The following is an 11,728-nucleotide window of genomic DNA, read 5'->3' as shown; positions in this document are numbered from 1 at the left end:
GCCATATCATTAATAATAAGCCTATAAATAAAGTTGCTGGATAAAATATTTTCCTTGTCTTATCGGTCATTTCCAATATGTGGTAACGGTAAATATAACAAACGTTGCTAACCGAAGGGCAGCTATGTTTTGTTATATAATGTTAGCAGTTGTTTTTTAATTCATTTTCAATTGATTCAATTAAACTTAAAACCATTGATTTTGCTGCTTTGTATTCATCAACCATTGAATCAATAACCAAAAGTATATTTTTTTTAGCTTCTTTGAGCGAGTTGTTTTTTTGCGGCAAAGACTTGAGGTTAGAACCTAATTTTTCAAAACTTATAATCAAATTTTCTAGAGAATTAGGAACTCTGATAATACTATTTAATGAAGATTTTAGCTTTTCAACGTCTTTTGTCACAAAAAAATGTATCATTATTGCTTGTTCAAATCCAAAAACCCCTTCTGCAAAGGTCTCTGAAAATATTAGATTCTCATTTTCAAATCTTCTTGCATATATATTTAACGTCTTTGCATATCCATTTATTGAAGCTTTTACATCTGGTGAATTAAAGGATTTATTTATGGAATTATACTCTTTAATTTTTTCATTAGTTTCTATAGTTTTTTGTTCCATCTCATTCAAGAGTTCAGAAGTTTTCGATGTAGATTCATTGGCGTCCACTATACATTTTGATTTTTCCGCAATATCATAGATGGTTTGGTCATTAATATTCTCACCATTAAAAATTTGAACCGTTGATAGTCCAATTCTTTTATTTACTAAGAGTTTAGTTAGTATAGGTTTTGCTTTTCGGTTTAATTTACTTGACTTAGGTATTTCTAACTTCCATTTCTTCTTTGTTCTTTTCATTGTGCTTTCATTAATTTCCATCCAAAATGTTTCGTTTGATTCTGGAATATGTGCAATGAGAACTATGGGGATATCAAAGTTTAGCCAATAATTATAATGTACATTAGAAATATAATGAGTTATTTTTTTCTCAGAAAAATGAAAATTACCTTTACCTGTTTTAATTTGTAAAGCAAGAAACTTACCTTTCGGATTGCCATTTTCAGATTGTTCGACTAGAGCATCTATTCCTACATCTACTATAGTTTGCTCTCTAAAAATCCACTCAAATTCACTGATAAAAATGTTTTCAGTTGCATTAACACCTATTCTTTCTGTTGGATTATATCTTGTCATTTATTTAATAACTGCTAACGTTTAATATATGTGTCGTAGCAGGGCAAAATGTTACCTTGCTTTTTGATATTTCTGCGCATTGGTTGCTAACTTTTCCATTCTGCAAGCATTGCGCCTTACCAAAAATACAACAACCATTCGATTGATCACTTAGCTGCTATGATCACATATATAGTGTTATGCATTGTTTTTAAACTCCATTTACTAATAAATTTGAGTATTTTTCAGTATCAACATTAATAGTAATTTTCCAATAGCATGAGCCTCCGTCATATACTTCGTAAAACTCATTTTTCCAATGTTCCATTTTTTGATCTTCTAAAGTAGGTATTGCTAAAACGTCACAAGATACGTTTAAGAGTATTATTCGGTTATTATTCTTATCAATGTATGGTATATATTGTTTAAATAGATTGTTATTTATGTTTTCAAGAATAGGTTTCTTTATAAAATCAAATTTTTTATCAGCAATAGCTTTTTTCAAGACTTTATTTACGATTTCTAGATCACTTTTTTTTGGATTCCAAACAAAGTAACCGTATTCAGATTTTAACCGTTTATTATATTCAGAATTCAAAAGTATAGTTGATTTTTCATTATTTAATTCTCCACAAGAAAATAAAATGGAGAAAATGAAGATTATAAGATTAAATTTCGAATTCATATTTGATAATGCATAACGCTGTGTGTATGAATTGTAATGGCGTTCAGCCATTATGATTTTATACACCTTGTTACCAGCTTTTTTTTATTCTTTGAATTCAAGTATATCTTGTTTCATTTCGTTATTCCAAAAATTCACTTTGTCTTTATAGATTCTTGTTATCGGGTATCCATTAGTTTCCTTTTTCGATTTCCATGTTAGATGGACAACAGCAATTCTTTCATCTTCTAGTTCTAGTACGATATCATCATTATTTGTCTTTCTAGCAATTAGTTCAGTATTCTGATAACGTAACATATGATCATCTGGTAATTCAAGTTTGAGTTCGTTCATTAAAGCTTGAATATTTTTCTCTTCCATTTCAATTACATCCCAGTACGGATCTAAGAACTTCAATTCAAAAGTCGTGTTATTTAGTATGTCTTCTAAATTTCCATTTTTCAATAAGTCAGCGATTGTTTTTTCGATACAATTTCTGGATAATTCTTTTACAAATAAGTCTGGAGGTACTAGATAAAGTCCATTTAGGTTTTCTCCATTTTCTTTATCTGTACTAATCGCAGTTTCAAGAAATTTATACGTCCAAACATTTATTCCATAACTTCTACCGTCTAAAGTATCAACTATGATGTTTGCAAAATCATTTTCAATATCATCCCAAGGACTTGATATTTCAAATTCAAGCCATAATTTGAATGGTTTATTCTCATTTTCAATGACTTTTTCACTTAAAGAATATGGATTTATGCTTCTAATATCCATTTTTATCTAATTGCTGGTAACGTTCTGTGTATGGCTTGTTGCGGAATTTCCGAAGGAAGATTCCGATAAGTCACTAAGTTAGCAAATCTGCAATGAATTCCGTTTAAGGAATTCAGCCGCAATGAGCTATACACTTTGTTAGGCATAGTTTTATTTTTCTATCAAATTCCATTCAGAAAGATTATCATTATCTTTAATCAGTTGACGATATTTTTTTTCTTGTCCGCTACAAAAGTGGCGATAGGTTTTATTTTCTTCATAAGATATTACATCATAATCTTCTGTTCCACATTCATAATAAAGAAAACTGCTATTGTATTTTTTAAATTTCTCTTTCGTAATTGTTTTATTTTTATCGTAGGACATCTTAATATTGATAACAGAATCAGAATTAATTTTATAGAATAATGTTTCTTGTTTGTAAGATATATAAGTTGTTTTAATCAAGAGAGTATCCGTTATTAATTCTTTAGAACAAAAATTGAAATAGTAAATTCCATCAAAATCAGAACGAGTTGATTTAATTTTTTTTAGGTTTTTATTCAGAATTTCAACACTTACTAGAGGTAAAGTGTCATTAGTTGTTTTGTCAGTTATAACACCAGAAATTTTATACATTTTTCCAGAATCACGTTTTTCATCTATTTGAGAATATAATGATAGATTAAATGTTAATATAATTATGATAATTATTCGTATTCTCATTTTCCAAATTATGCCTAACGTTTAATATATGTGTCGTAGCAGAGCAAAATGTTACCCTGTTTTATGATTTTTCTGCGCATTGATTGCTAATTTTCACCTTTTGCAAGCATTGAGCCTTCATAAATATACAACAACCAATCGATTGATCACTTTGCTGCTATGGCACATATATCTTGTTATCGTGCGTTCTTTTTTCAGTCACTAACCTTACTAGACAAGCCAAGCAAGGTGATATTACTTGCGCAATTATTCCGTCAATTTGATTTTTTCTTTTTGTGATCATCTTGCAATCATAGAGTAGGAGACAGACCTTACCAAATGAATCTGAACTTTTTTTCGTCAGAAGGTGATCAGCCAAAAAAGCGATTTTTTAGCACGTTACTACTCCGTAATGCTCCTCAATTTTGATTTTTCTTATCGCTTTTTCCTCGATTTGACACTAACCATCACAAACATACTCAAGTCATGGTGTGGTTAACCGTTCGTTGCTTTCGTTTTGCTTTTCAGATTTCTAAAATGCACGGATAACGGACTTGTGTATGGAACGTAGCGTGTAAAAAGACACTAAATTTTCGGGTTAACACAGAGCCGAATTTTTATATTTTGTTTTTAACTTTACTCTTTTTAAAAGCCAAATTAAAAATTTGGCGGACTTTTTAAATATACAGAAACCCTTCGGTTTAGCACTTACTAGCTATGTTTTATACACCGTGTTAGCACACGTTATATTTTCCCATTTAGTGATTTTAGTCTATTTAATTCGTCAAATTCCCCAATAATTACTTTATCATTTTTTAGTCCTTCAACACTATTTTCGGTAATTGATAATTTAAAATCTCTGTCTAATAAATAATTCTTGAAAGCATTTTTATGATTCAATATTGTCCCACTAATTAACTGAGGGAAACTTGTCAATATTTTTTCAAATCTGTCTTTATCTATTTTTGGAATTTTATTGTCGTCAATTGTTACAACAAGTGTCCCTTGTCCATAATTTGCACAATAATAACTTTTAGAATTAAATAATCCACAAGCCATCATTCCAATTTTATGCTCAAATCCTTCTTCTACATTGAAACTACCTTCTGTTAATTCTTTAATGTTTTTCTTTTCTCCAATTTCTTTAAGTTTGTTTGATTGGATTAATAAATTTTCAGGCATTCCACTTTGAGTATTTGCCCAAGCCCACATCCAAGAACTATTGTTGAAAGCAAGTGAACCTATTATTTGGATTGGAAACTCTAAAGTTCCAAACATAATTTTTCCTTTTCCCATATCAAGTTCCCAAGCATTTGAGCCAATTACATCTCCAAAAATTAATTGTTTTTCAAACGAAAGTCCTGCATTTTGTTCAATTAAATCTTCAAGATTTTTGTAGTCCGCTTTCTGAACGTCTTTAAATCTTGACGAGTCAATTTGAGTTTTCTTTTCTGGTTTTTCTCCGCCAAATAGCTTATTAAATATTCCCATAGTTTTGTTTTGTACTGATTTTTTTTCTAATGTGTGCTAACGGTCTCGTGTATGAGTAGTAGCGGATTTCTACTCAAAAACCTTTCGATTTTGTACTGACCTTTGTTTTATGTTTATACTTTCGTTTTATCACTTCGACCGCTATTACTTATACACATTGTTAGCCGTTCGCCCTTTCTTTCTGCTGTTCTATTGCATTTGAAATTTGTAAATCATCATCTATTTTCAGCAAAGTCAAGACAACCAATTTTAGATATGTGAAATATGCATATTCGTGTTTTTCAATTTCTTCTGGATTAGCTTGTGTCCCGTGCAAATAACTGTTTCTTAAATCCAATCCATTAGTGAACTCGCTTTTATTCAGAAAATAATTGAAATATGACTGTTCAGATTTTGAAAATAATGAACTCTCAAAGAGCACTATATTTTCCGTTTGCATTTGCAAAGCTTCTCTTTGAAATTCTATAGGATAACGATAAAACGATGCAAACTCATTATCGTACAGGTCTTTAAATATGAATAGACGTGCTGGATTTGTTACTTGAATAAATCCGTCATTATCAATCTCGATGAAATTTCTCTCAATCAAGTAATTTAACTGTGGTTTTTGATGTTCTTGATAATTGCTGAATTTAACTTTTTCATTTACAAGTAAATCAAAGAATGTATGGTACTTATCTTCTTTAAATGGTTCGACATAAGCAAGAAGCGTTTGGTCAGAAAAAAATAGATTTGAACAACCAGCCATTTCTTGATTATCATAATTGAAATAGACGTACTTATTTTGGACGAGACTTGGGATATTCTTAATTGTGGTTGGTGAGGATGATATTTGCAAAAGTTCAAAATCTATCTCTCCGTCTTCGACATAAAGTTTGAATTGTTTTAGAATTGACTCAAATTCAGGTGCAAACAATCTTACCTTTTCAAAAAAGGTATTTGTTGGCTTAGGAATAGAAAAACGAGCATTCTCCGCAAATCCGTATAATTCCTGAAAAGCCTCTGTATAGACAAAATGTAAAATATCTTCTAATGAAGTGTTTAATTCAGCAATAATTTTGTTGTAGCCATAAATTTGGCCACGAGATGTCATTTCTGATAAAGAAAATCCTGTTCCAATCTTGTATTCATTTTGAGAATGAACCCCCATAATTTTTTCGAATAAACCTAACTGACTTTTTTTGCTAACAAGATTTATTCTGTTTTGATTATCAGTAAATTCAAAGAGCAATTTAAAATTTTTAAATAGTTGGTAAGGATGATTGTTTTTCTTTATAAAATCCGAACTGTAAGTATAATGAGCTACAAGATTATCGTCAATGTGACCATCTTTTACTTTATCTACATTTTCTGAAAAGCCGACAGAGACACCAAAACGCATTCCTCCTTTGTCGGAAAAGAACTTTTCCGTTTCACTTTTGTGCAATCGTTTTGCTTTTAACCTTGTTTTGTCTGAAATTCTGAAATCATTTCTATTTCTTGCGTTTTCAATTAAGCCAATGTAGTTCAGGTTTGTATCTGCTGAATCTAAATATTTTGATATTATACTTTCTTTATCCGAAATAGTCAGACTTTTAGGAATATACTTTTGATTTCTTTTAAAATCTACTTCGGTCTCATAAACTGAGAGCAAAATTTCAGCAGATGTTGGATAGTTTAATAAGAAGGTTTTGAGTTCTCTATCATAATGGTTTACTAAAACTTTATGAGTTAAAATTTCGTGTACCAAGTGTGGTTCGTTTTCTAAAATTTTGCTAAAATTTGATTTTGAAATTTGCTTAAAAAGGGAATGATTACATACTATTTCCCAAAATGAATGAATGTAACCGTGTAAAGTCTGCTTGTATATCTCAACGACATTTTCGTCATTAATAGTTGAAAAATAATTTCCAACTATTTGTCCATATTTTTTGGCTTTTTGTTTGAAGTCGTCAATTTCTTCTTGTGTCCAACTTTTTAAATATAATTCGTTGTCAAAGTATTTCTTTATGTTGTAAAGCTCTAAAATCTCATTGACGTCATCGTAGTTTGACTTAATTTCAGCTCTCAAAATATTTTCTCCTTTTGAAAGTTGATGTCCGCCTGCCATATCTTCTAAGGAATAAAAATGAACTCTATTTAAGTCGTACTTATGCATATTTCAAACGGTGGTTTTTTCAGGGTGACGGCTAACGGTTAGTATATGAAAAGTAGGCGATTTCGAAGCACCAAATTCTCGGTTAAACACGAACTTTTATACGAACCCAAATCTTTGAATTTACTGCTGTTCTGCCTATTTTTTATATACATTGTTAGCAATTGTTTTTTTATTTCTTTTTCCTTGAACTAAGTTCTCTTTTTATCTCTTTCAAACTCTTTAAAATTTCATCATATGTAATCAGTTCAATATTCTTAAAACTGTGTCGCTGTAGTTGAAAATCTTGATGTCTTGACTTTTTCTTTGTTATAGGTTCTAATTTTCCGATAATTAGTTTGGCTTTCGGTTTTGTCGTCAGGAGGGTAATGTCCTTCTGCCTAATTCCATACTTTTCAGAGATTTTCCTTTTTACAAGTTTTTCTACTTCGGTGTGATTGCGTTCGAAGCATAGTAGATACTTCTCTAATTGTGTGCAAGCTTTAGTGCAGTTGTGTACTAAGTAGTAATTGTTCCTGTCCTTTTTTGAAGAGACAATTGGAGCGCTTGGTGTTTTTAGTTCAATTAGTTCAACATTGTTGTAAATGTCTACGACAATAAAGTCGACAGGTCTTTTATCAGCTTCAATATCAAGGGCGTTAAATATTGTATCTACTTCCCGAATAACATATTTGTAACTGGGATTGATGATATTGAAGTTTTCTTCAAAAAATTCTTGCCATTTGGACTCATCACTCGCGAACTCTTTGAAATATCTCTCATATTCACCTATGATGTAGTCAAGTTTATATGTATCTGTTTCTTTGAAAAGTTCAACTTTTGATTCAATTACGTCATAGTATTGGTCGTAGAGCTGAAAAAGAAGTTCCTTCACCTGTTTCTCGCTCATATCACTGAGAACTTCCTTGAAAATTAAGTTCTTAAAATCTCTTGAAACTATTTCTCTGCTTTTCTTTTGCTCTATCTCAATATCTGGGACTCGCTGCTGGAGATACTTGATTATTTCAATTTTCGAGTTATCAGCACTTAATTTCTTTTCAGTTTGAAAAAGACCGTGCATATAGTTGTAGTCTTTTTCACTTATTGTTAAGAAACGATTGTCTCGATATTTACGAAGATTAGTTTCAGAGTCTTTTGTGTAATCAATTGTCAGTTCTTTTAGGTCGGGTATGCTTTCGGCAATTTCTTGGATAATATCTCCGAATCCCTTGTAAAATGCACCTGTGTTGGAGTATGTTCCCTTTACTCTTGAAAGAGATGTAGTCCCTGCAACTTTAAAGTGAGGTAAAGGGAAGTTCTTAGGAGTATAAACAGTAATCGACTTATTCTTTTTGTCAATTTTACAATTCAGTTGTTCGCCATTGACCTTTTTAGATGAAGTGTTTTTCTCGTATGCCTGCCCATTTTTAAGCCCTTTTTCGTCAACATTGAAAGCCTTAGAGTAGACCTTTACAGAGTCACCACTTTTTACTTTTCTTACGTATTGAGCTGGTTTTGGCATCGGCTTTTAAATAATTGCTAACGGTTTCGTATAACCGTCAGTTGCGGGTTAAATTAGTTATTAATTTCTTTTATTCACTAGCGTTAGCAATTCAGAGTGGATTCGGATGTAGTCGAATCCGCCGTAATTGCGGTTATACATTGTTGTAGTGCGTTTTTATTTCTTTCCAATTTTAGTTTCGGTTTTATTTTTATTGAGTTTAGCAAATTTCTCCTTTAAAACTTTCATTTCGTAACTAACACTATCTATTTTTAATTCCAAGGTTTTATATTCAGTTACTCTTTGATTCAATATACTGTCCTTTTGCTCCACTAACTTTATGAGTCTGTCGTTCTTGTTTTCAGACGAACAGGAATTTATTCCAAATATTATACCTGTTAGAATACCTAATATCGCAATTGATTTATCAGCAATTTTATAAAAACTATTGGTTTTTCCTTTTTTGTGTTGCTCGTAATAACTTGTATTTCGGATAAAAATTTCTCCGTCTTGTGTTAAGGTATATTTTAGATTATCATCTTTAGTTCTTGGTTTGAGAATTGCTAATTGATTCGCTTTTTCAAGTTCCAGTATGGCAAAATCAAATATAGATTTTTCATAATTCACTTTGGCTAACAATTCCTCTGGCGGAAGTACTGGAATTTTTTCAGAAACCAAAGCTCTTAAAATGTCATCTTTTATGTTCTTTTTTTTCATAAATATTTAATGTCAATTTTGGTTTCTCAAATGCACTACAACGTTTAATATATGTGTCGTAGCAGGGCAAAATGTTACCCTGCTTTTTGATTTTTCTGCGCATTGGTTGCTAACTTTTCCATTCTGCAAGCATTGCGCCTTACCAAAAATACAACAACCTTTCGATTGATCACTTAGTTGCTATGATCACATATATGTTGTTGTACATAGTTTTATTTTTAGCTTATTATATCTTTCGGATTGCCCACTTTTTTCAAATTAGTCAAATCAAAATCTATTTTTTTTATACCATTGATTTTGAACGTATTCCATTCGTTTATTCTCATTCCTTTAAATTTCCAATATTCTTTATGATTTAAGTTAGGACATTCTATATACCACTCTTCTCCAATCTTATCCAATGTAGTCAAAGCCCATACAATTGAATCATTGGTTTTTTCAAATTCAGATATTAGATAACAATAAACAGTGAATTCTTTTGGATCACTTTTATAGATTTCGTCAATATATAATGGAATTTCTATTACTTCTTGAATTCGTCTTAATATTCGATTGACCTTTATTTCGTCCTTAGTATTCAATTCAATATGAAGATTAAGAATTGGATTTTTATTGACGTTTTTGATTTGGGTCATTTTTGTTTATTCAAATTATGTACAACGGTGAATATAACAAACGTTGCTGACCCGAAGGGCAGCTATGTTTTGTTATATAGTGTTGTGCATCGTAATTTTTTCTTTTATTTTTATTAATCGTTGCTCCAAAACCACATTTATTTCCTTTTTAAGGTTTTTTCTTATTAGAGCAAGATAATATTTAGCCTTTTCTACCTTATTAATATCAAGATACAAGTCAATAAGTTCCTCAACTTGATCAATATTGTCTTTTTCAAGATTTTTTACAAGATTTGATATTTTGGTATTCCGTGATTTAGGCTCTCTTTTTTCTTTTCGGCAGCTTGCACAGTCTTTAGGTTTTGACCAAACAATAAATTTCAGTTGTTCATACCAATAAATTTGTTCTTGTTTCGTGAAAATAAAGTCTTGTTCACAAGTAGAACACTTTTTTTCCTGATCATAGAAAGCGAAATACGGATAAGTAAACCCTCCCCAGTTTTGCTTTTCAGGTTTTCCATTAATAGCAATTCCTCTTTTTAAACAATCATCACATGCCCATTGTAAATATCCGTATTTGGCACTTTCAAATACACTTATAAGGTAATCAAATACATATTGTTTATTTAACTTTTCGAGTTGTTCGAACTCCTTGAGTTGCCTTTTTTTTCGACAGCAAGGGCAAGTTAAAGTATTATATTTATTTAAATCACTTCTCATTTCTACATGATGCACAACGTTGCATGTATAAATCGTTATGGCGAAGCCATTAATGATTTATACATCTTGTTATATGCTTTTTTTATTTATTTCTTCCGTTAGAGTGTTCAAGTATTTCACCATCTCATTTAGATTCTCTATTTCATTTTCAGATCGTCTGTTTTTCCAGTAATATGTGTGACTACCTAAGTCGAACTGAATTTTCGGACTATATACTTTTTGAACCCTAAAATTCTTTATTTTTTTAGTTTTCATTACAATGTTGATCAGCCTATTTTGTTTTCTAGGTTTTCCTATAACCCTAATTTCTTCGTGAGCCATTCCTCCAAATTCAGGCATACAGTAAACTTTAGCTCCTGGTCGAAATTGCTTGGTTCCTCGTCTTACTTCCTTTTCCATTCCATAAAAGTGACGATCTACAATATTTCCAACAATACACCATTCAAATTCTCTATCATCAATTCCATTTACATCAATATTATCCGTTTTCTTTTGGTAGTCCGATTTAAACCAACTTCTTATTTTACTTAAAGTACTCACTTTTTTTATTGCATATAACGTTTTATATATGTGTCGTAGCAGGGCAAAATGTTACCTTGCTTTTCGATATTTCTGCGCATTGGTTGCTAACTTTTACTTTCTGCAAGCATTGCCCCTTTATAAATGTACAATAACCTTTCGATTGATCACTTTGCTGCTATGATCACATATATGTTGTTGGCAACAGTTTTTTTAATTTTTATTAGTCAATTCGTTTGGGTCAAAACCGTACATGAATTTATTGAGTTGTCCATTCGAGCTTTCCAGTCCGACAATGTCCATTAATTCCTCAATGTATGTGCAAACTCTTTCTCGGTCTTCGGTGTCCAATTCCAAATAAACATCCGCAAACCTCGAAAGTCCGATTCCAATTTTCTCCTGATATTGTTTGTCAGTTGGATTTTCAGATTCCGCAACAGTTTTAAAGTCAGCCGCGACTTTGTTAATTTTGTTCGTAAAAATCGGTCGCATTTTTTCGTCAGCGATTCCAGGATAATAATTTTCCTCAACGAACTTTTTCTTTGCAATAAATTCCGTAAACTTTTCAGTTACGTCCTCAGGTGTTTTCATTTCAGTTACATTTTGTCCACAAGCAGATAAGGATAAAAATAGAATTAATATTTTAATGTATTTCGTCATTTTTTAATTGTTGCCAACGTTTAATATATGTGTCGTAGCAGAGCAAAATGTTACCTTGCTTTTCGGTTTTTCTGCGCATTGGTTGCTAACT

At 31.0% G+C, this 11,728-nt stretch carries 12 protein-coding genes; all 12 read right to left on the bottom strand.

The window, feature by feature from the left end:
* Positions 1-142 precede the first annotated feature (142 nt).
* The 12 genes from Q1A73_RS24000 to Q1A73_RS23945 all read right to left on the bottom strand — a co-directional run bounded on the left by Q1A73_RS24000 (position 143) and on the right by Q1A73_RS23945 (position 11,568).
* Positions 143-1,192, bottom strand: a complete 1,050-nt coding sequence (locus Q1A73_RS24000; RefSeq protein WP_299611201.1) for a DUF4365 domain-containing protein — start codon at positions 1,190-1,192, stop codon at positions 143-145.
* 190 nt (positions 1,193-1,382) lie between these two features.
* On the bottom strand, positions 1,383-1,922 hold the full coding sequence (locus tag Q1A73_RS23995) for a hypothetical protein (protein ID WP_299611199.1): 540 nt from the start codon (positions 1,920-1,922) through the stop codon (positions 1,383-1,385).
* An 18-nt stretch (positions 1,923-1,940) separates the two neighbouring features.
* Positions 1,941-2,618, bottom strand: a complete 678-nt coding sequence (locus Q1A73_RS23990) for a hypothetical protein (RefSeq protein WP_299611196.1) — start codon at positions 2,616-2,618, stop codon at positions 1,941-1,943.
* 150 nt (positions 2,619-2,768) lie between these two features.
* Positions 2,769-3,323, bottom strand: coding sequence for a hypothetical protein (locus tag Q1A73_RS23985; RefSeq protein WP_299611193.1), 555 nt, complete (start codon positions 3,321-3,323; stop codon positions 2,769-2,771).
* A 723-nt stretch (positions 3,324-4,046) separates the two neighbouring features.
* Positions 4,047-4,793 (bottom strand): DUF6882 domain-containing protein, encoded by a 747-nt coding sequence (locus tag Q1A73_RS23980; RefSeq protein ID WP_299611190.1) that lies wholly within the window; start codon positions 4,791-4,793, stop codon positions 4,047-4,049.
* Positions 4,794-4,953: 160 nt separating this feature from the next.
* Positions 4,954-6,930 (bottom strand): hypothetical protein, encoded by a 1,977-nt coding sequence (locus Q1A73_RS23975; RefSeq protein ID WP_299611187.1) that lies wholly within the window; start codon positions 6,928-6,930, stop codon positions 4,954-4,956.
* 169 nt (positions 6,931-7,099) lie between these two features.
* Positions 7,100-8,428 (bottom strand): Shedu immune nuclease family protein, encoded by a 1,329-nt coding sequence (locus Q1A73_RS23970; RefSeq protein ID WP_299611184.1) that lies wholly within the window; start codon positions 8,426-8,428, stop codon positions 7,100-7,102.
* Between the two features lie 156 nt (positions 8,429-8,584).
* Positions 8,585-9,124 carry a hypothetical protein gene (locus Q1A73_RS23965; RefSeq protein ID WP_299611181.1) on the bottom strand — a complete coding sequence of 180 codons (540 nt, stop codon included), beginning with the start codon at positions 9,122-9,124 and terminating at the stop codon, positions 8,585-8,587.
* Positions 9,125-9,342: 218 nt separating this feature from the next.
* Complete coding sequence (locus Q1A73_RS23960; RefSeq protein WP_299611178.1) at positions 9,343-9,759, bottom strand: hypothetical protein; 417 nt, start codon at positions 9,757-9,759, stop codon at positions 9,343-9,345.
* A 72-nt stretch (positions 9,760-9,831) separates the two neighbouring features.
* Positions 9,832-10,458, bottom strand: coding sequence for a zinc-ribbon domain containing protein (locus Q1A73_RS23955; protein WP_299611175.1), 627 nt, complete (start codon positions 10,456-10,458; stop codon positions 9,832-9,834).
* 69 nt (positions 10,459-10,527) lie between these two features.
* Positions 10,528-10,998, bottom strand: a complete 471-nt coding sequence (locus Q1A73_RS23950; RefSeq protein ID WP_299611172.1) for a hypothetical protein — start codon at positions 10,996-10,998, stop codon at positions 10,528-10,530.
* 192 nt (positions 10,999-11,190) lie between these two features.
* Positions 11,191-11,568: a DUF4844 domain-containing protein gene (locus Q1A73_RS23945; RefSeq protein ID WP_299611169.1), complete on the bottom strand. Its 378-nt coding sequence runs from the start codon at positions 11,566-11,568 to the stop codon at positions 11,191-11,193.
* Positions 11,569-11,728 lie beyond the last annotated feature (160 nt).

The organism is uncultured Aquimarina sp., assembly GCF_947492115.1.
Taxonomy (GTDB): Bacteria; Bacteroidota; Bacteroidia; order Flavobacteriales; family Flavobacteriaceae; genus Aquimarina.
This window is presented reverse-complemented; position numbering and strand designations above follow the sequence as displayed.